Genomic DNA, 23,165 nt, shown 5'->3' on the forward strand with positions numbered 1-23,165 from the left:
ACTCATTCTCTCAATCTCAATGCACTCAATTTTACTCTACTGCTGGTTTCTTACGGAAGTACTTGATACGAACTCGTTCGTTGATGTAGTACATACAAGGTACGATTACAAGTGTAAGTACTGTAGAGAAACTTAAACCGAAGATAATCGTCCATGCCAAAATACCCCAGAATACCGCACTGTCGCCACCAAAAGCAATATGTGGATTGAATTCGGTAAACATCGTTACAAAGTCAATACTCAAACCTACAGCCAATGGTACTAGACCCAAGATAGCGGCAGAGGCTGTCAACAATACTGGAGTCAAACGTACGCTACCAGCTTCGATAATGGCTTCTTTCAATTCATATCCACGACCTCGTAGTTCGTCGGTAAACTCTATGAGGAGGATACCGTTTTTCACTACAATACCCGCCAAGGCAATAATACCTACACCTGACATGATTACAGAGAATGTCATTCCGAATATCATAAAGCCTAATAATACACCAATCAATGATAACAAGATAGTACCGAAAATGATGATTGGTTTTGAGATAGAGTTAAACTGAATTGTCAAAATCAAGAAGATTAGCAAAATAGCACCACCAAATGCAGTTCCTAGGAAGCTTGCAGTTTCGGCTTGCTCTTCTTGTTCACCACCCATTTTCACAGTATAACCACTCGGAATTTCTATATCCTTAATCAAATCATTGATTTGAGCAACAATTTGGTTGGCATTATAACCTGCTACTACATCCGAACCAAGTGTTACAACACGTTGCTGATTCTTACGGTTGATTTGACTAAAGGTAGTCGAATAACTAATCGTTGCAATAGAGTTTAATGGAACTTGGCGCAAAACACCTCCCATAGTCATATCACGATAGGTGATGTTCAAGCTCAAAAGTTTCTCGATTTGATTACGGTCACTTTGTTTGATGCGCAATTGGATTGGATACTCGTCTTTATCATCACGGAATTTTGAAATCTCTGAACCAAATAATGCTGTACGAATCGCCAAGGCTACTTGTGAAGAAGAAATCCCTTCTCTTTGAGCTTTTTGCTTATCAACATCAACGATGATTTCAGGCTTGTTGGTAATCAAATCACTTTTTAGTTCATCAATACCTTTGATCCCTGACTTTTCAATTCTTTCTTTAACGTCTTTTTCAAGTTTTTGTAAAACCGTAAAGTCATCCCCTGCAATTTCAATAGCAATAGGCTTACCCGTTGGAGGTCCATTACGTTCTCTTTCTACAGAAATTTCACTGCCAGGGATAGGAGATTTCTTAAGTTCCTCACGAATTTCCTGTAAGATACTTTCAGAAGAAATCTCTCCACGTTCTGTCTTTTTCACAAATGCTACCGTCACTTTTGATTTTTGTGGAGTAGCCGAACGGTCTGGGTTTGTTGGGTCACCTGCGTTTTTACCGACGTTCGAGATTACCGAGTTAACAGCAATCTCGGCTTTGTTTTTCTTGATAATATTAAATACTCTTTTCTCAATAATTTTCGTGATAGAGTCAGTTTTACGAGCATCTGTACCTACAGGCATCACGTTGTAGATATACACATAATCAGGGTCGCCACTCGGGAAGAAAATCACCTTAGGTTGTACAATACCCATCATGATGAATGTAAATACTAGTAGACCAAATGTTGCAATTACTACACCAATCGGACGTTTGCCATGAATCACCCAAGCTACTACTGCACGATAGCGATTTTTGAACGCAGGAAGTGCTGTTTCTTGGAAAGGCACGATGATTTTTGGCGATAAAATAAAGTGGTTGAAAAGGTATAACGCAAGGATAAACACAAACAAGTTACCAAGTCCGAAGTTGATGAAATAACCTACTACCGCCAACAATCCCATAACAATTAGAGGCTTTTGCAAAGACTTGATACCTTCTACGTGGTGTGTTTCTTCGTCGTGACGTTTCATGAATGATACCGCAAAAACAGGGTTCATTACATAAGCAACCAACAAGGAAGCAAACAACGTGTAAATCAAAGTAATAGGTAAGAATTTCATAAACTCACCTACAATACCTGGCCAAAACAACAACGGTACAAACGGAGCAATCGTAGTAAGCGTACCTGACAATACTGGTAAGAATACCTCTGATGCCGCTAATTTTACGGCTTCAACAATGCTCAACTTGCGGAACTGATTAAAGATACGGTGAGAGTTTTCGATTACCACAATGGCATCGTCTACCACAATACCCAAACCTAGTAAGAAAGCAAATAATACAATCGTATTGAGCGTAAAGCCTGAGAAGTACAAAGGAATAAAGGCGATCAATGCTGATAATGGTACCGACAAGCCCACAAAGATGGCATCGCGCACACCCATGAAGAACATTAATACAAATACTACAAATAAAAAGCCTAGAATTACGGTATTTACCAAGTCATCAATATCAGATTTAGTACGTTCTGAGGTATCGGCAGTGATTTGTACTTTTACGCCTTGAGGCAAACGAGTTTCTTCGTATTTGTCCAAAATCTTTTCAATCTGCTCAGAAGCCGAAATCAGGTTGGCTCCACTACGCTTAATTACGTTGAGTGTAATAACCGAACGGTTGTCTAAGCGTGCAAAATCTTGACGCTCTTCATGACTATCTATAACCTCTGCTACATCACCCAAACGAATCATCGCACCCGAAGACGAACGCAACATAATGTTGGCGATTTGGTCAACTGATTTGAACTCACCTTTTACACGAAGCGTACGACGTACTCCATCGACATTGAGGTCACCACCCGAAATGTTAATGTTTTCCCCCTGAACGGCCATTTGAATATCTGTAAAAGATAATCCTGAAGCCTGAGCTTTGTATAAGTCTAGGTTGATTTGGATTTCACGGTTCAAAGCCCCAACGATATCAACACGGGTAATTTCTGGTAAACCTTCAATCAAGTCTTGTAACTCTTCAGCGTATTCTTTGAGTTTTCCTAAAGGATAATTACCCGCCAAGTTGATGTTCATAATCGGGAATTCCGAGAAGTTTACATCTTGTGCTGTTGGTCCTGAATCTAGCTTTTGAGGTAAATCTTTTTTGGATTTATCTACTGCATCACGCACACGCTGTAAGGCATCTTCAACCTTTACATTCGGATTAAATTCAATCAAAATAACCGAAACATCTTGCAAGGCATTTGATTTGATACGTTTTACCCCTTGAATCGTCTTTAGTTGCTTTTCAATAGGCTTGTTGATTACGTTTTCAATATCCGCAGGCGTTGTACCAAAATAGACCGTTTGCACATAAATCTGAGGTACTTTAATGTCTGGAAATTGTTCTTTGGGAAGGCTTCCGTAGATACCTAAACCCGCCAAAAACACCATAAAGGTGAAAAGGTAAACGGTGGTTTGATTGGAGGCAAGCCATCCAATCATATTATAGATTCCACCACTACCATGAGGTAATTCTTGTATATCTTTTTCTTGATTTTCCATTTTAATAGAGATAGTTATACAGCCATTGGCTTTAATGCTATGGTCTGTTGGCAAGTGTTTCTTGCCTATTTATCCTTAGAAATGATGCGATTGAAATTGGATTGTGGAAAAACAATAAGTTATCCACAATCCAAATACTTCATGTGGATTAGTAACTCAAAGGAGTTCCATCTACTAAGTCTTGGTATCCTTGCGTAATCAAAAGTTCACCAGCCGAAAGTCCTTCAAGGATTTCGATATTACCATTATAACTCAAACCCGTTTTTACTTTACGACCACGTGCTACTTTTTTACCATTTTCGGTAACAGCTACATAAACGATATCGCCTAATTCGGTATTCTGAATTAAGTTTTGAAGAATTACAATAGAATTAGCTTTTGACAAGTCATTGATAGTCAGGATAGCTACTTGGTTTGGCTTTAATTGACCACCCAAGTTTGGTACTTTAGCTTCTACGCCAAAAGTTCTTGAAACTGGATCAACTAGGGCGTCAACCACACCTACTTTTGTATTCAATTCCTTGTTAATATCTGGGAATTTCACATTTAGGGCATCACCACGTTTTACAGAGCCCAAATAAGTATCTGCTACTTTACCTACAACTTTCAAATTACCTACATTTACTAATTGGAAAATAGGTTGTCCTGGCATACCCATTTCACCTACCTTTTGGCGAACCACTTCAACCGTTCCAGCGATTGGCGCATATACTTTGGTCATTGCCAATTGGGCTTCCATTGTTACAATACGTTTTTCAAGTGCTTCTTTATTTGCTTTTGCTTGTAGGTATTGTACCTCTGTACCTATTTGTTGATCCCAAAGTGCTTTTTGTTTGTTGAAAAGCGTAACGGCTAAGTCTAGTTGTTGCTTGATTTCAGCCATTGACTGTTTCAAAACGGTATTGTCGACAGTAGCCACCAATTGACCTTTTTTCACAGCTTGTCCAACAGTTACTAAAACGCTTGTGAGTTGTCCACTCATTTGTGGAGTAACTTGCACGATATTTTCAGAGCTTACCAAACCTTGAACTTCAACAAAGTGCTTGAAGCTCTGTGCTTGAATTGGGCTTACAGATACTGCTACGATTTTTTGTTCTTCTTTTTTCTCTGTTTTACCTAATTCTTTTTCTAAGCCTTTGATTTTGGTTTCAATTTCTTGTTTTTGAGCTTTTAGGGCTTCTAGCTCGGCTTTTTTATCAGTTGATTTATTGCAGGCTGCCAATAAAAATAAGGCAGAGGCTATTGCTAAGTATTGCTTTTTCATTATTTCTTTTTTGCGATTTTTAGTATTAGGGATTATTCTACAAATAACTTGCCTTTAGCTTTGTCAAGATCAACTTTAGCAATTAGGACGTTATATAAAGTAGCAAAATAATTGTTTTGAGCTTCTTTGTATGATGATTCAGCATTGACTAATTCTAAGTTAGTACCAACACCTTGTTCATATTTGATTTTAGTCACACGAACAACTTCTTTGGCCAAATCCATATTATGCTTTTGTTCCTGAAGGGTTTCGTAGGCATTTTTCAAGGTAATTTGACCTTGTTTTACCTGTAAGTCAATACTGTTTTGCAAGAAGTTAAAGTTTTCTTTGATCTTCTGTACACTATTAGCAGCTTGAATAATTTTGTATTTTTTTGCGAAACCATCAAAGATTGGCACTTGGATAGAGAAGCCAACTGTAGCGGCGTTAAACCAAGGTTTTGTAAGTAAATCGCCAAATTGTGGACGACCCGTCGAATAGCCATACGTACTTGTAAGGAATACTTTTGGCAAATAGCCTGCTTTTTGGTTTTTCAAATCTAGCTGAGCCAAACGATCTTGTGTTTGCAACATCGAATATTCTATACGGTCGCCATATTGAAAAGGAGTTTCGTTTTCTGGTAAAAACTCATTTAGGTTGACACTGCTCAATTTTTCGGTAACTACCACGGGTTCAGTTAGGGGTAATCCCATCTGAAATTTGAGCAAGTTGTAACTCAATTCTTGCAAACGTTCTACATTTTTGTACTCTATTGAAAGATTATTCTTTTGTACCTCTAAACGTTGTACGTCAAGTCTTTCAACGAATCCTTGAAGATTTAATGCTTTGGTTTGATTGAAAAGAGAATCAAGGCGACCCATATTGAGCTTAAGAATTTCTAAACGCTCTTCATTGACAAGAATGCCATAATAGGCCTTCGTAACATTTTCAGCAATTTGCTGTTTGGTTTGCGTAAGTGACTTGGCCGACAATTCCTTATAAACATCTGCAGCTTTTAAGCCTAAGGTATACGAGCCGTCAAATAGTAACTGGCTCAAGCTTGCAACGGCATTACCACTGTTACGAACACCAAACTCTGCTGCTACAACATCGCCGTCTTTAGCATTTGGGTCAAATGTTTTGGCTGGAATAAAAACCCTTTGGATGATAAAGTTGTTGGTGTAACCAATGTTTGCGTTTACTTGTGGCAATCCCATTGCTTTGATTTCATTTACCTTAGCACTGGCATTTAATACATCAAGTTGTGCGGTTTTTACATTCGAATGGTTTTTACTGCATAATCTATCGCTTCCTTGAGTGTGTAGCTTTGTTGGGCACGAGCTACCACCGAAGTAAGCAATATACTGAAAGTCAGTAAGCTACTTTTAAGTTTAGTTTTCATTTTTGACTAGATAATTAGTAAAATTTTAAAGAACATATATGCTACGGGTATCTGTTAAAGAAAGATTGCCAATGTGCCTGAGGTAAAGGATAGCAATCTCTCATTAACTCAATAGATTGAGATAGTTATTATACATTTTGAGACCTTCGTCTGACAAAACACCTCTAATAAAATGGTCAATCAAGGCGATTTGAACTTCAATAAACGAAAATCTATCAGGTGGAAAAACTTGCATATCAAATGCAATAAAAATTGATTCTAAGTGTATTTTGGCTATAATTTCTACTTTGATTTCTGGTCTAAACAACCCGTCAGAGATACCTTTTTCAAGGTCTCTAATCATTTGAGTCAGAATAAAATTCTGCTTATGCTCCATAAACAAATTCCAAGCACGAGGGTGATATTTCTTGATGTCATAAAGCATCGTCGGATTGATTTCACAAAACGATTTCTTCAGCATTTCAATCGTTTTAACCATTTTTTCGACCACATTCTTCGAAGCGTCATTCATGCTTTGGAACTCACACTTATCTTCTTCTAATTGATGTACTGCAACCTGAAAAACTATCTCGTCTTTATCTGAAAAATGTTGATAAATGGTTTTTTTAGAAATCCCCAACTCTTTGGCAATGTCGTCCATCGTTATAGACTTTACCCCATAACGCATAAACAAACGACCGCTAGTTTCAATAATTCTTTCCTTCATTTCTAATATGTAAAATTGCTAATGACCTGATTATATGGTAGGTTTTGCAAGTTTATCAGAGGTTGGAAACTTTCACGTTCTGCAAAGTTTCTGAAGGCAAAACTATGGAAACTTTAAAAAGGTTCAAAGTTTTCTGTGATTTTTTGTAGAAAAGTTCTACCAGTGTGATGAGTGGAAATGGGTATGGATAAATGGTAAAGTGTTGATAAAGAAGATTTTGTGGAATATAATTATATTATGAAATTTTATAACAAATTGTATTTTATTTATGCTTGCTTGAAGAAGGGAAAAGTGGTATGCGGCGATAAAGAAGATCAATAGGGGGTAACTTTAATAAGAAAGACTGTAAGTTTTCAAAAAATAGGAATTTAATCAGAAGGTACTCAAAATCAAAGGGATGAAGTCTTATGTACGCTTGAGATAAACAATTTTTTCTGAAAACTTACAGTCAATCAATGATGAAACTAGAATTAAGTTAGTGGGCAAATACCCGCAATAGGCATTAAGCTTTATGCCGTAGGCTAAATGTTGAAAATAGTTTCTCTTAAAATAATGAAAGCTTTTTGCCTAATGCCTACGGCTTACTGCATAAAGCGTTACATTCACTCTTATCTACCGAAGTCGTCTTGTAAACGAACGATATCTTCTTCGTCAGATGGTGTTTCAGGGTCAGTATGTTGCCAAATCTCAGCGACTACCCCCCATGACTCCAAACCGATTAATCTATGGCGTTCGCCTTTATCCATTTGAATAAAGCTTCCTGATTCTAATCTTTTTACATCCTCGCCTTCTTCGTCAGTTGGGCTGATTTTTACGCCTACAGTTGTTCCTGCAATAACTTTCCAAATCTCAGCACGACGGAAATGATATTGCCAAGAAAGGCGTTTTTCTGGGGCAACAACCAAAATTTTAGGGCTTAATTTATTAGTAATCTGAATGTCAGACATTTCCAAGTGAGGAAAATACGTACTTGCAAAAGCTGGAGCTTGAGTTTCGTCAATCACAAAAAAACCACCCCAAGGACGGGTTTGATCTTGTTTAACTACATTAAAACCAAGCGTATTTAATTCCGCAGCGATTTGTTCAAAAATTTCTTCTTTGCTTGAGTTGGGAGAGATGTTTAGGTTCATAAGATAATAGTTGATTGAATGGACATGTATTCATTACAAAGAGATTACTTCGTAAAACACATACCCTATTGAGCCGTCATGCTATACAACATAGGATGATTAAACACACAAAGTTACAATCCTTTACTTACAGATTAAGTACCTTAAAATAATTTCACTTTTCCTTAAAAAATATCTCCATTTTGTCCAATTTGACTTTTGAGCCGTTTGTTAAAATACTGAATGCTAAGTATTTGATGCCAGAGCCTCTAATTTGATATTTGTATAACCTTGTATGTTAAAAATTAATAGCTCAACATCCCCCTTATGAACAACAATTGCCCGTCCCACTTGAGTATTGGGAGAAAATATTTCTATTTTTCCCAAGATATTATGTATTTCGAAGGCTCTATCAATTATACCTTCGTGCATTTACAAACAGGTAGAAAAGACATTATGGCTCAGACCATAGGACGAGTTGCTACCAAAACTGATGAAGGCTTTGTGCGAATTAGCCGCAAACACCTCGTCAATCGCCAGTACATTCGTGTTGTACACCGCGACTATGTTGAATTGCTCGATAAGAGTATTTTACCGATTGCCCGTCGTAGACGAGGTAATCTCTAGAAACTGATTGGAAATAACGAGATACTAATGTGAAAATTTATACGATTTACTTAACACAAAAGGAGTGATTCATAAGAGTCACTCCTTTTTTATGAGGTAAAATACTGAAATTAGAATTTTATGAAAATCTTAAATCATGCTTACATACTCCAACCTTGACGATATTCTCTTTTCACAAATTGATTTGCTTCTTCAAAATTGGTAATACGCATATTTTCACCATCCCACAACAACTTTTTGCGTCCCGGATATTCATAGTCTTGTAACCACTGCTTATCCTTTTTCGGAGTACGATAGAAATAACTGCGAATGGCCAAATTACCCATCAATACGGTTTCGGACATAGGACCTGCATAGTCAAACGATGAACTTAATGGTTGATGTTTGCCAAATCCATCACGGCAAGCCTGTAGCCATTGTTGGTAATGCCCCTCGTTGTCGGCACCCACAACTCTTGGAATAGAAATAGGAAGTTTATCGCCCTTTTCCTTGAGTTTGGCTTCTGGCCAAAGCGATGGGTTAGCGCCATAGACACCACACATCATTACACCTTTTGTACCCATTAATAGCACACCGCCACTCCAGTCTCCAAGTTTTACATCCGCAGGGATTTCTTCAGGACGTTCGGGCATTAAGCCGCCATCGTACCAAGTCATTTTCACAGGCTCTTTTCCTTTTCTTGGAAATTTGAGGTGAATCATCGAAGACGCTGGAAAACTTTCAGGGAAATAACCTTGTTTGAAAGGCCCTGTCCATACGTCACTAATGCTACATTCTACTTCTGAGGGATATCCTAGTCCTAACACTCGATAAGGAGGATCCATCATGTGACAAGCCATATCCCCTAGTGAACCTGTACCGAAGTTAACCCAACCACGCCAGTTGAATGGGTGGTATCCAGGGTTGTACTCTTCGTACGCTGCTGGTCCCAACCACAAGTCCCAATCCAATTCGCTTGGTACATCAAATTTACCTTGAGGTTTGGCTAAACCTTGTGGCCACACAGGACGGTTTGTCCAAGCATGTACACGATTTACTTCTCCAATTAAGCCAGCTTTGTACCATTCCATCATACGACGAACTCCATCGCCCGATGAGCCTTGGTTTCCCATTTGTGTTACCACTTTATTTTCACGAGCGGCAATGGTCATCTTACGAACCTCAGCAATGTTGTGAGCCAATGGTTTTTGAACGTAAACATGTTTTCCCATTTGCATAGCAGCCATGGCAATTACATAGTGCGTATGGTCTGGTGTAGACACAGTTACGGCGTCAATGTTATTTTTTTCGGCTTCTAAAAGTTTTCTAAAATCCTTGTAATACTTAGCATTAGGGAATTTTTTGATAGCATTAGCAGCCTGACGGTCGTCTACATCGCACAAGGTCGCAATATTGTTACGACCATTATCCCAAGCGCCATTTAAGTCTGTCCAGCCTTTGCCACCACAACCAATAGCTGCGATGTTAAGCTTGTCAGAAGGTGCCGTGTAGCCCTTACCAAGAACATGACGAGGAACGATGTAAAAACTTCCGAGTGTCAAAGAAGCGGCTTTAAGAAAGTCTCTTCTCGATGAACTGCCAGCATTACCCGATGGCAATTTTGTTGAGTCAGTCATTTTAATAGAAAATTAGGTTAAATAAGAAGACGTAATAGGTCGTTTTGAAGGACTTATAAATATACTTAAAAAGTGCTTTACTCAAAGCTATTATGAAAGGAATTACTTGTTGTCCTTTTATGTCGGCATCGGTAAATTGTTACAAAATCCAAAATACTAGACTAAATTTGTGTCAACTGAAATGCCATTTTGGGCACTTACTTCAGCACAAACTTTTAAACAAAAAACATTCCCGATGAATTTTGAAACTTTAGCCATAAAAAGCACCCAAATGACCGACGCCAATGCTGGTGCGGTTGCTTCGCCTATATATCTTTCGACTACTTTCGAAAGAGAAACGGATGGATCGTACGCACATGGGTATATCTATGCGCGAAATGATAATCCAAACCGCCAATTGCTAGAAAAAAGCTTAGCTGTTCTTGAAGCAGGAACGGTTGGTTTGGCCTTTGCATCTGGAATGGCGGCTACAACTGCCTTGTTTCAGTCTTTCAAGTCTGGTGATCATATTATCACGCCAGACGATGCTTATTTTGCTACAAATGTATTGATTGAAGAAATTTTTTCGCACTGGGGACTTACGCTTACCAAAGTGGATACTACCGATTTGGAGGCAGTAAAAAATGCCATTCAGCCTAATACCAAACTGATCTGGCTCGAAACACCTTCTAACCCTCAGCTAAAAGTTTCGGATATTGCAGCTATTGCAGATTTAGCACACCAACACGGAGCGTTGTGTGCTGTAGATAATACTTGGGCAACGCCTGTGCTACAACGCCCTTTGTTGTTAGGGGCTGATATTGTCATGCATTCAACTACAAAATATTTTGGTGGACATGGCGACGTATTGGGTGGAGCTTTAATTTTAAAAGAAGATGGAGAATTAGCAACTAAAATCAGAACAATCCAAAAGTTGACTGGAGGAGTACCTTCTCCGTTCGAATGTTGGTTGGTAGCAAGAGGAATCAAAACCTTGTCGTTGCGTGTAAAAGCGCAAACGGCCAATGCTCAGCAATTAGCCGAATATCTAGCACAGCATCCTGCAGTAGAAGCGGTGCATTACCCTGGTTTACCATCACACCCGCAATATGCTATTGCGCAAAAACAAATGTCACAGGCTGGAGCCATGTTGTCAGTACAAGTAAAAGGGGATGCTATCAACGCGATGAATGTGACTGGGAAATTACAGTTGTTTACTACAGCAACGAGTTTGGGAGGAGTCGAAAGTTTAATCGAGCATCGAAAATCGGTTGAAGGTCCAACAAGTCCAACACCAGATAATTTGCTACGAGTTTCGGTAGGCTTGGAAAATATTGAAGATTTGATAGCTGATTGGGCACAGGCACTTCAGTAGTCAATTAGAGCTTTGAGCTATCAGGTTTCGGCTTTCGGATAAAAACAAAAAAGGATATTTTATCGATTTTGCTCGATAGCTGATAGCTCAAAGCTTATTTTTGAAATAGACTTTTAATTAAGCTCTATTTCTTGATGCATTTGAGGGATTTCGATGTGTTGATATCCCTCTTTTTCTAATTTTTCTTTGAATATTTCTTGAGTATCTAGTTCACCATGAACCAAGAAAATAGTTTTGACTTCTTCTTTGTTTTGACATGATAAATAAGAAATAATTTCTTGATAATCAGCATGAGCTGAGAAAGAGTCCATCACCAACACCTCTGCACGAACATCATGGTTTTCTCCAAAAATATGTACTTGTTTTGCTCCCGATTTTAATTGTCCTCCCAAACTATCAGGAGAAGTATATCCTACCAAAAGGATACAACAACGTACATCGTTGATATGGTTGGCGATATGGTGCTTGATACGCCCTGCTTCTGCCATACCCGATGCCGAAATAATAATACAAGGCTCTGGGCTATCATTCAACTTTTTGGATTCTTCCACTGAACTTATGTAGTGTAGATTTGGGAAGCCAAAGGCATCACCATCGCCTTTTTCGAGATAAGCTAATATTTCAGGATTAAAACATTCGGGGTGATTTTTCATGACCATTGTAGCGCTTACCGAAAGCGGCGAGTCTACATATACTTTAATTTTGGGTAAATGCCCTTCTGCTTCGAGTTGGTCCAGTGCATAAACTAGCTCTTGAGTACGGTCTATAGAAAAAGCTGGAATAATCAGTTTGCCTTTTTGTTCGACACAAACTCTTTTTACAATTTTGAGTAAGCTTGACTTTACATCGGCCTCGGGCTCATGCAAACGCGAACCATACGTAGACTCACAAATGATATAGTCAGCTTGTGGAAAAGGTTCTGGACTTTTGAGAATTTTGTCGTGCGGTCGACCAATATCTCCTGAGAAGAAAACATGAATGGATTTTTCCCCTTCTTTGACTGTTAAAGAAATGGCTGCCGAACCAAGAATATGCCCCGTATCGGTAAAAAAGGCTGATACTTCTTCGCAAATTTGAATTTCTTCACGAAAATTGACGGCTTGCATTTGCGCTATGGTTTGTGCCACATCGTCTTCCGTATATAAATTTTCGAGTAAAGTTTCTCCCCTTTTTTCACGACGCTTATTGATTCTTGCCAAGTCGTTTTCTTGAATCCTTGCTGAGTCTCCAAGCAATAAGGTAGCTAAATCTTTGGTAGCAGAAGTACAAAAAATCGGTCCTTGAAATCCTTTGGCAACCAATCTAGGCAATAAGCCCGTATGGTCGATATGAGCATGCGATAAAATGACATAGTCTATCTCGGCTGGCTCAAAACCAAATTTTTGGTTCATGTCCTGTGTATTCAAACCCTGAAATAACCCACAATCTAGTAGAATTTTAGTGCCTTTTTCAGTAATTAGCAAGTGCTTTGAGCCAGTCACTCGTTGTGCGGCTCCGTGAAATTGAATTTTCATATTATCAAGTCTAGGAATTTTTAAGTTACTTAGCTGTTCATAAAACAGGCCTTATTTTTACAATTTATCAAAACATTTTTTCAATGCCTCTATCAAAGCTAGAATATTGGGCAAAATGCCTCTATCAATCACGCAATGGGCGAATAAGCATTGTGGTAATTTTGCTATTGGTGGTATTAGATATTGCTTTTCCTGTGAAAGTTAACCCTCAATATTCTACAGTAATTACTGATTCTGATGGCAAAATATTGCATGCCTTCTTAAATCCCCACGATAAATGGCGAATGCAAACTGAACTCAAGGAAATTACTCCGACTCTCGAAAAGGCTATAATCTTTAAAGAAGACCGTTGGTTCCGTTATCATTTTGGCATTAATCCTATAGCTGTGGGTCGTGCTTTTTTCAACAATATTATTAAGGGGAGACGTACCTCTGGCGCTAGTACAATTACCATGCAAGTAGTAAGGTTACTCTATCCTCAAGAGCGAACCTATTGGCATAAAATCACCGAAATGATTCGAGCCATACAACTTGAATTGCATTATTCTAAAGATGAAATTCTCCAAATGTATTTGAGCCTTGTACCTTATGGCTCTAATATTGAAGGGCTTAAATCTGCTTCTGTTTTATATTTTCAAAAATCTCCTGATGTTTTAAGTTTGGCAGAAGCGACAGCCTTAACCATTATTCCTAATCGACCATCGAGCTTGCGATTGGGAAAAAACAATACCTATGTTTTACAGGAAAGGAATAAATGGTTACAGCGTTTTGCGGAAGCAGATTTGTTTGCGTCCCAAGATATAGACGATGCCTTGGCTGAGCCTTTGCAAGTACGACGACACGAAGCGCCTAAATTAGCGCCACATCTAGCCTATCGACTCAAAACTACCTATCCTAATGAGCCAACGATACATTCTAGTTTACGGAGAAATTTGCAACTAACATTAGAAAAAATCGTTCAAAACTACGTTAACCGATTATATGGTATCAATATTCACAATGCAGCAGTGCTGTTAATCAATAACCAAACCAAACAAGTAGAAGCCTACGTGGGGTCAGCGGATTTTAATAATCCTATTGATGGAGGACAAGTAGACGGTATCCGAGCCATTCGCTCGCCTGGGAGTACGCTCAAACCTCTTTTATATGGAATTGCTTTGGACAAAGGAATTATTACGCCAAAATCAGCCATAAACGATGTGCCAAGCAATTTTGGAGGCTTTGAACCAGAAAATTTTGACAAACAATTTCATGGGAAAGTTACAGCCGAATTTGCCTTGGCTAATTCTCTGAATATTCCTGCGGTAAAATTGTTGAAAGATATTTCTACTGCTAGTATGATTGAAAAACTAAAGAAAGCCGAATTTCAAACGATTAAGAAAAATGCGTCGAAGCTGGGTTTGTCGCTAGCACTGGGAGGTTGTGGTGTGACTTTGGAAGAATTGACCAATCTTTTCGCCAGTTTTGCCCATCAGGGAACATTTACTAAGGCTACATTACTGGCAGAAGAAAATCCCAATAAACCCACTGAAATCCTGTCTGAGGATGCTACGTTTTTAATAAATCAAATTCTTAGTCAAATCACCCGTCCTGATTTACCCAACAATTATGAATATACTTATCGAATGCCCAAAATAGCTTGGAAAACAGGGACTTCTTTTGGTAAAAAAGATGCTTGGAGTGTTGGGTATAATGCCAAATATACATTAGGAATATGGATTGGGAATTTTTCGGGCGAGGGCGTTCCAGAGCTTTCTGGTGCCAACATTGCTACGCCACTTTTGCTCGATATTTTTAATACGATTGACTATAATTCTTCTGCCAAATGGTTTAGTCCAGGTGCCAACTTAGCTATGCGCAAAGTTTGTGCCGAAACAGGTTTTATTCCAAGTGAGCATTGCAATCATCAAATCACAGATTATTACATCATGGGGATATCTAATACCCAGAGCTGTGCGCATACCAAAGCTGTTTGGATAAACCCCTCAGCTACCATAAGTTATTGTGCTGTTTGTATGCCAGATAGTGGAGCCATTCAAAAGCAATATCCTGTTTTTGCCCCTGAGCTAATTGCATGGTATCAAACACGACATATTCAATACGAACAAATACCACCACATAATCCACAGTGTACAAGGGTTTTTAATAACAATGCACCTATCATTTCGTCGCCTAATGATGGTGCCGAATATTGGATAGAACCTAAAGAATCGGTCAAACTCCAACTGAGCTGTCAAGTGGGCAATGACGTAAAAATGATTTATTGGTACATCAATGATAAACTCTATCAAAAAAGTACACCTCAACAAGAAACGTTTTTTTATCCAGAGGCAGGAAAAATAAAAATCTCATGTACCGACGACAAGGGGCGTACCTCGCATATCTACATTCAAGTTAAAAGGAGCTAGATTGTCATGCCCAATCAGTATCAATGATTCAAGACTAAATACTTCTTAAAAGTCGAGTCTGGTTTGAATATTCCCCAACACCCTTATTGATGACATTGCCTATATTAAAGCTCAACAACCCAATCTTAACACTTACTTACAATTTTAAATAGACATCATTTGAGTAAAAAAGGCGCAGAAATAAGAAAAAACGCTAAATCCTCTAATTTTTTTTATAACTATTTGTATATTAACAAGAAAGCCGTAATTTTGCAGTCCGTTTCGGTAGCAGCACAACGATTGCCTGTTGTGAGATAGAGCAAGATGCTGTAAATCAGAAAGTTCAGTTACAAATTTTCTTACCCAAACGCCCGACTTCAATCAGGTAGGGAAAGCTTCCACCCCAACTGGCAGAGAGGAGTCAATCTTGGCATTAAATTTCGCAATTATGCGAAAAAGTTTAGCGTCACAATCCAACATTTAAAGACATTACAAAGAAATGGCAAAAGAAATAGCTGGCTACGTTAAGTTGCAGTGCAAGGGTGGTGCAGCAAACCCTTCACCTCCAATCGGTCCTGCTTTGGGTTCTAAGGGTTTGAATATCATGGAGTTCTGTAAGCAGTTCAATGCCAGAACACAAGATAAACCAGGTGTTATCCTACCTGTATTAATTACTTACTACAAAGACAAATCATTTGATTTCGTAGTAAAAACTCCTCCTGCTCCAATCTTGATTTTGGAAGCTGCTAAGGTGAAAATTGGTTCAGCTCAGCCAAACTTGAAAAAAGTTGGTTCTGTAACTTGGGACCAAGTACGTACAATTGCTGAAACTAAAATGCCAGACTTGAACTGCTTTACAGTAGAAGCAGCAATGAGCATGGTAGCAGGTACAGCTCGTTCTATGGGTATCACAGTTACAGGAGAAAACCTTTCTAATTTGAAGGTTTGATGATTTGGAAATGAGAAGATTGAAAAATACGTCATTTCAAAATCTAAACTTTTTCAAATTAGCACATTTTCAAATTTTCAAATTGAAAAGAAATAATGGCTAAGTTAACAAAGAAACAAAAAGAGGCTCTTTCGAAATACGACAAGACGCAAGCGTACTCACTTACGCAAGCGGCTCAGATTTTGAAAGAGATTTCATATACGAAATTCGATAGTTCAGTAGACATCGACGTTCGTTTGGGGGTTGACCCTCGTAAAGCCGACCAAATGGTACGTGGCGTAGTAGCGTTGCCTCACGGTACAGGTAAAGATGTACGTGTATTAGTACTTTGTACTCCTGACAAAGAAGAGGAAGCTAAAGCTGCTGGTGCTGATTTCGTTGGTTTGGATGAATATATCCAAAAAATCGAAAAAGGTTGGACAGACATTGATGTAATCATTACTATGCCAACTGTAATGGCTAAAATCGGTCGTTTAGGTCGTGTTTTAGGTCCACGTGGTTTGATGCCAAACCCTAAGTCAGGTACTGTGACTTTGGAAGTAGGTCAAGCTGTGAAAGAAGTGAAAGCTGGTAAAATCGACTTCAAAGTTGACAAAACTGGTATCATCCACACTTCAATTGGTAAGGTTTCATTCGAACCTTCTAAATTGGCTGAAAACGCTCAAGAATTGATCAACACTTTGTTGAAATTGAAGCCATCTTCAGCTAAAGGTACATACGTTCAGTCAATCAACTTGTCTTCAACGATGTCTCCAGGTGTTCAAATTGACAAAGCAACAGTTAACGGTTTGTAATCATGACGAGAGAAGAAAAAGCAGTCATTATTGGTGAGTTGAGCGAAAAGTTCGCTGCTACTCCATACTTCTACATCACTGATACCGGCGGGTTGACCGTTGCAGAAGTAAACGCATTCAGAAGACTTTGTTTTCAACGTGGTTTAGAATACCGTGTTGTTAAAAATACTTTGATTGCTAAAGCACTTGAAACAACTGGTGTTGATTACAGTGCTTTCAATGGAACAGTTTTGAAAGGTTTGTCAGGTGTTATTTTTTCACCAGAAAACCCTAAAACTCCAGCTAAATTAATCAAAGACTTCAAAAAAGAAGCTGGTAAAGATAAAATCCGTTTCAAAGGAGCATCTATCGAAGGTGGTTTGTTCATCGGAGAAGATCAATTAGTAGCTCTAGAAAATGTGAAGTCAAAACAAGAGATGATTGGCGACATCATTGGATTGTTGCAATCTCCTGCGAAAAACGTTGTTTCTGCTCTTCAAAGCAGTGGAGGCAAATTGGCAGGTATCTTGAAAACTTTGTCAGAAAGAGAAGGATAATAATAGACCATTGGTCATTCTTCCTTGAAGGCATACTCTTTGAAAGAGGCTTCCAAGCACAATATAACGCATATTAGTAAATCAAAATCGTAAACAATTAAAATCTATTAATAAAATGGCAGATTTAAAAGCATTCGCTGAACAATTAGTAAACTTGACAGTTAAAGAAGTTAATGAATTAGCAGCTATCTTGAAAGATGAGTATGGTATCGAACCTGCTGCTGCTGCTGCAGTTGTTGTAGCTGGTGGTGGTGCTGGTGATGCTGCTGAAGCTCCTGCTGAGAAAACTTCTTTCGACGTAATCTTGAAAGCTGCTGGTGCTAACAAATTGGCAGTAGTTAAATTGGTTAAAGACTTAACTGGTCTTGGCTTGAAAGAAGCTAAAGAAGTAGTTGATGGCGCTCCTAAAGCTATCAAAGAAGGCGTTTCTAAAGAAGAAGCTGAAGGCTTGAAAAAATCTTTAGAAGAAGCTGGTGCTGAAGTTGAAGTTAAGTAATTAACACAATATACAGTATAAGAAAAGAGTCATAACCTTAGGTTATGGCTCTTTTTGCTTTATATCAACTTTTACTAATGATTTTAATCTTTCATTTGTACAAGAATTAGTCCTGCATGAAGGTTTGCTATTATGTTGGATTAGTACTCTAAAACTGATTAATCTAAAATCAAACATCCGATATCCCCAATATTCGGGTATCTCTCATGTTTGTGTTTATCTTTAATTCCTTTTGGGTGTATTCCTTTTGACAAACTCATCAAAAGAGAATCCTCCAGAACCTATTACTGAAAATACCATAAGCATAATTAAAACAAATACCGATAACCATAACTCAGAGTTTAAATAACTAAAGCCATTTCTGAGGTTAGTGAAGAAAACTGCTACAATCATGATAGGAAGTTGTGCGATTGATGCTGTACGGGTAAGACATCCCAGCATAATCATGAGCCCTCCTACTAAATGTGCAAATGCTACATAATGCACTGCCACAACTGTCCACGCATTAAAATGTAATCCCTGAATTAAAGTCGCAAGATAAGTGGTATCACCTATAAAGCTAACCCCTTTCATGAAAAGCAAAACACCCAAAAAAATACGTACGATGTCGAGCCAAGCTGGATGATGCGTATCACCCCAGTGCTCAATTTGTTCGAGAGTTGACATAGTTGTAAAAGGTTTGATTTAGAGGAAGTTAAATGTTTTAAATGACAATGTCAAGTATATCTGAAGATGAATCTTTCAAACAAGTGGTAGCTGTCACCAAGTGCATTTTTAACGAGTTTTGGGCGTTATAATCCATTTTTCTCATAACTCCAAATTTTCTTGCTAAAAACTTGATAATCAAAGATTAATTTAATAATTTTGCAGGCTATCAAAGATTTTACGGATTTTGTATCCCATTTGATAAGTACTTGGTTCCGAAACACTTTTCTTTTTTCGTAGGAAGATTAGCAAAGGGAAACAATGATACTCACATCTACGAGGCTCCATTTGGCACAAAAGCCAAACTTGTCAGTTTTGCAAAGAAAAACCTTGCTTACCATTCTTTGCTCATTGATACCAACTGGTAACAGTAAACTTTTACAGTAAACTTCAAAACAGTAACAGCCTTGGCACACATGACAAACACTGGCAGACTCGCGTTCGCCAAAGTTAAGAATTTGCTTGAGTACCCAGACTTCTTGGATATTCAGGTGAAGTCATTTCAGGAGTTTTTCCAATTGGAAACTCCTGCTGAAAATCGTAATGACGAGGGTCTATTTAAGGTTTTTGCAGAGAACTTCCCTATCGCGGATTCTCGTGAAAACTTTGTTCTCGAATTTATTGACTATTCGGTTGACCCTCCAAAATATTCGGTAGATGAGTGTATCGACCGTGGTCTTACTTACTCAGTACCTTTAAAAGCGAAACTTCGTTTGATCTGTAACGATGACGACAACGAAGATTTCGAAACTATTGAGCAAGAAGTATTCTTAGGAAATATTCCTTACATGACTGAGCGTGGCTCATTCGTAATCAACGGAGCTGAGCGTGTAATTGTGTCGCAATTGCACCGTTCTCCAGGGGTATTCTTCTCTCAAAGCCGTCACACAAACGGTACAAAATTGTACTCAGCACGTATCATTCCTTTCAAAGGTTCTTGGATTGAATTTGCTACTGACGTAAACAACGTAATGTATGCTTACATCGACCGTAAGAAAAAGTTCCCTGTAACAACTCTTTTACGTGCGATTGGTTTTGGTTCAGATAAAGAAATCTTAGACTTGTTTGGCCTTTCTGAAGAAGTTAGAGCTGACCAAGCTACTTTGAAAAAAGCAGTAGGTCGTCGTTTGGCTGCAAGGGTATTGAGAACTTGGCAAGAAGACTTCGTGGATGAGGATACTGGTGAAGTAGTATCTATCGACCGTAACGAAGTATTGTTGGAACGTGACTCTGTTATTTCTGCAAATGACATCGAAACAATTTTAGATGCAGGTCTTGATACAATCATTCTTCACAAAGAAGATATGAACGTAAACGATTATAATATCATTTATAATACGTTACAAAAAGACTCTTCAAACTCTGAAAAAGAAGCGGTTGAGCAAATTTACCGTCAGTTGCGTAATACAGAAGCACCTGATGAGCAAACAGCTCGTGATATTATCCAAAACTTGTTCTTCTCTGACAAACGTTACGATTTAGGTGAGGTTGGTCGTTATAGAATTAACAAGAAATTGGGACATGATATTCCGATGGAAACAAAAGTATTGACGAAAGATGATATCATCTCAATCGTTAAATACTTAATCGGTTTGATCAACTCAAAAGCTGTAGTCGATGATATTGACCACTTATCAAACCGTCGTGTTCGTACTGTAGGTGAGCAATTATATGCTCAGTTTGGTGTAGGTTTGGCTCGTATGGCTCGTACAATCAAAGAACGTATGAACGTTCGTGATAACGAAGACTTCAAGCCAGTTGATTTGATCAACGCTCGTACGCTTTCATCAGTAATCAACTCATTCTTCGGAACCAACCAACTTTCTCAGTTCATGGACCAAACAAACCCATTGGCTGAGATTACTCACAAGCGTCGTTTGTCGGCCCTTGGACCTGGTGGTCTCTCTCGCGAACGTGCAGGTTTTGAGGTTCGTGACGTTCACTATACGCACTACGGTCGTCTTTGTACGATTGAAACTCCTGAAGGTCCAAACATCGGTTTGATTTCATCACTTTGCGTTCACGCGAAAATCAACTCGATGGGCTTTATTGAAACACCTTACCGTGTTGTTGAAGGAGGTAAAGTTCAGGTAGACCAAGTTCATTATTTGACAGCAGAAGAAGAAGATGGTAAAAACATCATTCAGGCAAATGCTTCTTATGGTGATGATGGTTTGTTTGAAAGCGATCGTGTAAAAGCTCGTTTTGAAGGTGACTTCCCAAGAGTTGACCCACAAGAGGCTCAATTCATGGACGTTGCTCCAAACCAAATTGTATCAGTTGCAGCATCTTTGATTCCATTCTTGGAGCATGATGATGCCAACCGTGCCTTGATGGGTTCAAACATGCAACGTCAGGCCGTACCATTGTTGCGCCCTGAAGCTCCTATCGTAGGTACAGGTCTTGAAGCACGTGTAGCACTTGACTCTCGCACATTGGTTGTGGCAGAAGCAGATGGTGTTATTGCTTATGTAGACAGTATCAAAATCGTTGTAAAATACGATATGTCTCCTAATGAGTACTTAGTAAGCTTTGAAGGTGATACAAAAGAATACAAATTGATTAAGTTCCGTAGAACTAACCAGGATACTACAATCAACTTGAAGCCAATTGTTCGTAAAGGACAACGTGTGAAAAAAGGAGAAGCACTTTGTGAAGGTTATGCAACACAACAAGGTGAATTGGCACTTGGACGTAACATGAAAGTAGCCTTCATGCCTTGGCAAGGTTACAACTTCGAGGATGCGATTGTAATTTCTGAGAAAGTTGTTCGTGATGATATCTTTACTTCAATCCACATTGAAGAATTCGAGCTAGAAGTTCGTGATACAAAACGTGGAGAAGAAGAATTAACAGCTGAGATTCCTAACGTTTCTGAAGAAACTGTGAAGAACTTAGATGAAAACGGTGTAGTACGTGTAGGTTCTGAGGTAAAAGAAGGAGATATCCTTATTGGTAAAATCACTCCAAAAGGAGAGTCTGATCCAACTCCAGAAGAAAAACTACTTCGTGCTATCTTCGGTGATAAAGCTGGTGATGTGAAGGATGCTTCTAAGAAAGCGCCACCATCATTGAAAGGTGTTGTTATCGATACCAAATTGTTCAGCCGTCCTAAGAAAGACAAAGACGAGCGTGAGAAAGCGAAGAAAGAATTGGCAATTTTGTCAAAACAATTGTCAAGAGACCTTACTTCTATCCGTGCCACGATGATAGGCAAGATGGTTGAATTGTTAGAAGGTAAAACTTGTAACGGTATCAAACATAAATTCGGTTCGGTTATCCTTGAAAAAGGAATCAAGTTTACAGCTCGTAACATCGAAGAAGCATTGTTCCCAGCTAAAAACTTGTACCGTGACGATAGCTCATATAGCGTTCCTGAAGAGGCTAACTTATTGGCTGACTTGATTTTGGAAGAAGCTAGTGATGATGATACTGCCAACAAATTGTTGTTACAATTAGTGAAAAACTACAACGTTCGTCGTAACGAATTAGTAGGTCGCTTCAAACGTGAGAGATTCGTATTAGAAGTAGGAGACGAATTGCCAGCAGGTATCGTGAAATTGGCGAAAGTATATATCGCTAAGAAACGTAAGTTGAAAGTGGGTGACAAAATGGCGGGTCGCCACGGTAACAAAGGGGTTGTAGCCCGTATTGTACGTGACGAAGATATGCCATTCTTAGAAGACGGAACTCCAGTAGACATCGTGTTGAACCCACTAGGGGTACCTTCACGTATGAACATCGGTCAGATTTATGAAACAGTATTGGCTTGGGCAGGTGAAAAATTGAACAAGAAATACGCTACTCCAATCTTTGACGGTGCTACAGAAGCTGAAGTTGCTCACGAATTGACATTAGCAGGATTGCCAGCTTGGGGTCGTACATACTTGTACAATGGTCTTAGCGGTGAGCGTTTTGATCAACCAGTAACAGTAGGTATTATTTACATGCTGAAATTGGGTCACTTAGTAGATGACAAAATGCACGCACGTTCAATCGGACCATACTCATTGATTACGCAACAACCTCTTGGTGGTAAAGCACAATTTGGTGGTCAGCGTTTTGGTGAAATGGAGGTTTGGGCACTCGAAGCGTTTGGTGCTGCTAATATCCTTCAAGAAATTTTGACAGTTAAATCCGATGACGTAGTAGGTCGTGCAAAAGCATACGAAGCTATCGTTAAAGGTGAAAACATGCCAAAACCAGGTATTCCAGAATCATTCAACGTATTGATCCACGAACTAAGAGGTTTAGCACTAGAAATTACGTTAGAGTAATA

The 23,165-nt window shown here is 38.7% G+C and carries 17 protein-coding genes and 1 pseudogene; 8 read left to right on the forward strand and 10 right to left on the reverse strand.

All coding sequences use genetic code 11. The features are described 5' to 3' along the window. Positions 1 to 31 precede the first annotated feature (31 nt). From BWI92_RS05490 to BWI92_RS05510, 7 genes and pseudogenes are all read right to left on the reverse strand, one after another. The gene (locus BWI92_RS05490) at positions 32 to 3,388 is read right to left on the reverse strand and encodes an efflux RND transporter permease subunit (protein ID WP_095161181.1); all 3,357 of its coding nucleotides are present in this window, start codon (positions 3,386 to 3,388) and stop codon (positions 32 to 34) included. A 208-nt stretch (positions 3,389 to 3,596) separates the two neighbouring features. Then, the gene (locus BWI92_RS05495; protein WP_095161109.1) at positions 3,597 to 4,712 is read right to left on the reverse strand and encodes an efflux RND transporter periplasmic adaptor subunit; all 1,116 of its coding nucleotides are present in this window, start codon (positions 4,710 to 4,712) and stop codon (positions 3,597 to 3,599) included. 32 nt (positions 4,713 to 4,744) lie between these two features. Next, complete coding sequence (locus tag BWI92_RS28065) at positions 4,745 to 5,404, reverse strand: TolC family protein (protein ID WP_310588867.1); 660 nt, start codon at positions 5,402 to 5,404, stop codon at positions 4,745 to 4,747. A 54-nt stretch (positions 5,405 to 5,458) separates the two neighbouring features. Beyond that, a pseudogene (locus BWI92_RS28070) lies at positions 5,459 to 5,923 on the reverse strand (TolC family protein); the annotation flags it as partial. A gap of 41 nt (positions 5,924 to 5,964) precedes the next feature. Further along, entirely contained in the window at positions 5,965 to 6,093 is a 129-nt protein-coding gene (locus tag BWI92_RS28460; RefSeq protein WP_255406677.1) for a hypothetical protein, read from the reverse strand. A gap of 103 nt (positions 6,094 to 6,196) precedes the next feature. Further along, on the reverse strand, positions 6,197 to 6,799 hold the full coding sequence (locus BWI92_RS05505; RefSeq protein WP_095161110.1) for a TetR/AcrR family transcriptional regulator: 603 nt from the start codon (positions 6,797 to 6,799) through the stop codon (positions 6,197 to 6,199). Between the two features lie 608 nt (positions 6,800 to 7,407). Beyond that, complete coding sequence (locus tag BWI92_RS05510; RefSeq protein WP_095161111.1) at positions 7,408 to 7,929, reverse strand: phosphoheptose isomerase; 522 nt, start codon at positions 7,927 to 7,929, stop codon at positions 7,408 to 7,410. Positions 7,930 to 8,235: 306 nt separating this feature from the next. On the opposite strand from BWI92_RS05510, the gene BWI92_RS05515 reads away from it, so the two are divergent. After that, positions 8,236 to 8,535, forward strand: coding sequence for a LytTR family DNA-binding domain-containing protein (locus tag BWI92_RS05515; RefSeq protein ID WP_095161112.1), 300 nt, complete (start codon positions 8,236 to 8,238; stop codon positions 8,533 to 8,535). 140 nt (positions 8,536 to 8,675) lie between these two features. On the opposite strand, the gene BWI92_RS05520 is transcribed toward BWI92_RS05515, so the two are convergent. Continuing rightward, positions 8,676 to 10,151, reverse strand: a complete 1,476-nt coding sequence (locus BWI92_RS05520; protein WP_095161113.1) for a Gfo/Idh/MocA family protein — start codon at positions 10,149 to 10,151, stop codon at positions 8,676 to 8,678. Between the two features lie 169 nt (positions 10,152 to 10,320). On the opposite strand from BWI92_RS05520, the gene BWI92_RS05525 reads away from it, so the two are divergent. Next, entirely contained in the window at positions 10,321 to 11,505 is a 1,185-nt protein-coding gene (locus BWI92_RS05525; protein WP_310588862.1) for an aminotransferase class V-fold PLP-dependent enzyme, read from the forward strand. Between the two features lie 113 nt (positions 11,506 to 11,618). Here BWI92_RS05525 and BWI92_RS05530 read toward each other — a convergent pair whose 3' ends face one another. After that, entirely contained in the window at positions 11,619 to 13,019 is a 1,401-nt protein-coding gene (locus BWI92_RS05530; RefSeq protein WP_095161114.1) for an MBL fold metallo-hydrolase RNA specificity domain-containing protein, read from the reverse strand. An 83-nt stretch (positions 13,020 to 13,102) separates the two neighbouring features. Between BWI92_RS05530 and pbpC the strand changes: the two genes are divergently transcribed. The 5 genes from pbpC (at position 13,103) to rplL (ending at position 18,181) form a co-directional block, all read left to right on the forward strand. Then, the gene (pbpC, locus tag BWI92_RS05535; RefSeq protein ID WP_095161115.1) at positions 13,103 to 15,427 is read left to right on the forward strand and encodes a penicillin-binding protein 1C; all 2,325 of its coding nucleotides are present in this window, start codon (positions 13,103 to 13,105) and stop codon (positions 15,425 to 15,427) included. Positions 15,428 to 15,905: 478 nt separating this feature from the next. After that, on the forward strand, positions 15,906 to 16,355 hold the full coding sequence (rplK, locus tag BWI92_RS05540) for a 50S ribosomal protein L11 (RefSeq protein WP_095161116.1): 450 nt from the start codon (positions 15,906 to 15,908) through the stop codon (positions 16,353 to 16,355). A gap of 95 nt (positions 16,356 to 16,450) precedes the next feature. Beyond that, the gene (gene rplA, locus BWI92_RS05545; RefSeq protein ID WP_095161117.1) at positions 16,451 to 17,149 is read left to right on the forward strand and encodes a 50S ribosomal protein L1; all 699 of its coding nucleotides are present in this window, start codon (positions 16,451 to 16,453) and stop codon (positions 17,147 to 17,149) included. A gap of 2 nt (positions 17,150 to 17,151) precedes the next feature. Further along, the gene (gene rplJ, locus BWI92_RS05550; protein ID WP_095161118.1) at positions 17,152 to 17,685 is read left to right on the forward strand and encodes a 50S ribosomal protein L10; all 534 of its coding nucleotides are present in this window, start codon (positions 17,152 to 17,154) and stop codon (positions 17,683 to 17,685) included. Between the two features lie 115 nt (positions 17,686 to 17,800). Further along, positions 17,801 to 18,181 (forward strand): 50S ribosomal protein L7/L12, encoded by a 381-nt coding sequence (rplL, locus tag BWI92_RS05555; RefSeq protein ID WP_026997920.1) that lies wholly within the window; start codon positions 17,801 to 17,803, stop codon positions 18,179 to 18,181. A gap of 222 nt (positions 18,182 to 18,403) precedes the next feature. Here the strand turns inward: rplL and BWI92_RS05560 are convergent, their stop codons facing one another. Then, on the reverse strand, positions 18,404 to 18,847 hold the full coding sequence (locus BWI92_RS05560; RefSeq protein ID WP_095161119.1) for a DoxX family protein: 444 nt from the start codon (positions 18,845 to 18,847) through the stop codon (positions 18,404 to 18,406). 455 nt (positions 18,848 to 19,302) lie between these two features. Between BWI92_RS05560 and rpoB the strand changes: the two genes are divergently transcribed. Further along, the gene (gene rpoB, locus BWI92_RS05565; protein WP_095161120.1) at positions 19,303 to 23,163 is read left to right on the forward strand and encodes a DNA-directed RNA polymerase subunit beta; all 3,861 of its coding nucleotides are present in this window, start codon (positions 19,303 to 19,305) and stop codon (positions 23,161 to 23,163) included. The last annotated feature ends 2 nt before the right edge of the window (positions 23,164 to 23,165 follow it).

The organism is Flectobacillus sp. BAB-3569 (assembly GCF_002270355.1).
Lineage (GTDB): Bacteria > Bacteroidota > Bacteroidia > Cytophagales > Spirosomataceae > Flectobacillus > Flectobacillus roseus.

Excerpts from the sequence above, each read along its gene's own strand:
- BWI92_RS28460 (WP_255406677.1), bottom strand. The coding sequence starts at position 6,093 with ATGAAAACTAAACTTAAAAGTAGCTTACTGACTTTCAGTATATTGCTT.
- rplJ (WP_095161118.1), top strand. The coding sequence starts at position 17,152 with ATGACGAGAGAAGAAAAAGCAGTCATTATTGGTGAGTTGAGCGAAAAG.
- BWI92_RS05490 (WP_095161181.1), bottom strand. The coding sequence starts at position 3,388 with ATGATTGGATGGCTTGCCTCCAATCAAACCACCGTTTACCTTTTCACC.
- BWI92_RS05510 (WP_095161111.1), bottom strand. The coding sequence starts at position 7,929 with ATGAACCTAAACATCTCTCCCAACTCAAGCAAAGAAGAAATTTTTGAA.
- BWI92_RS05520 (WP_095161113.1), bottom strand. The coding sequence starts at position 10,151 with ATGACTGACTCAACAAAATTGCCATCGGGTAATGCTGGCAGTTCATCG.
- BWI92_RS05560 (WP_095161119.1), bottom strand. The coding sequence starts at position 18,847 with ATGTCAACTCTCGAACAAATTGAGCACTGGGGTGATACGCATCATCCA.
- rpoB (WP_095161120.1), top strand. The coding sequence starts at position 19,303 with ATGACAAACACTGGCAGACTCGCGTTCGCCAAAGTTAAGAATTTGCTT.
- BWI92_RS05530 (WP_095161114.1), bottom strand. The coding sequence starts at position 13,019 with ATGAAAATTCAATTTCACGGAGCCGCACAACGAGTGACTGGCTCAAAG.
- rplL (WP_026997920.1), top strand. The coding sequence starts at position 17,801 with ATGGCAGATTTAAAAGCATTCGCTGAACAATTAGTAAACTTGACAGTT.
- rplK (WP_095161116.1), top strand. The coding sequence starts at position 15,906 with ATGGCAAAAGAAATAGCTGGCTACGTTAAGTTGCAGTGCAAGGGTGGT.
- BWI92_RS28065 (WP_310588867.1), bottom strand. The coding sequence starts at position 5,404 with ATGGGATTACCCCTAACTGAACCCGTGGTAGTTACCGAAAAATTGAGC.
- rplA (WP_095161117.1), top strand. The coding sequence starts at position 16,451 with ATGGCTAAGTTAACAAAGAAACAAAAAGAGGCTCTTTCGAAATACGAC.
- pbpC (WP_095161115.1), top strand. The coding sequence starts at position 13,103 with ATGCCTCTATCAAAGCTAGAATATTGGGCAAAATGCCTCTATCAATCA.
- BWI92_RS05505 (WP_095161110.1), bottom strand. The coding sequence starts at position 6,799 with ATGAAGGAAAGAATTATTGAAACTAGCGGTCGTTTGTTTATGCGTTAT.
- BWI92_RS05495 (WP_095161109.1), bottom strand. The coding sequence starts at position 4,712 with ATGAAAAAGCAATACTTAGCAATAGCCTCTGCCTTATTTTTATTGGCA.
- BWI92_RS05515 (WP_095161112.1), top strand. The coding sequence starts at position 8,236 with ATGAACAACAATTGCCCGTCCCACTTGAGTATTGGGAGAAAATATTTC.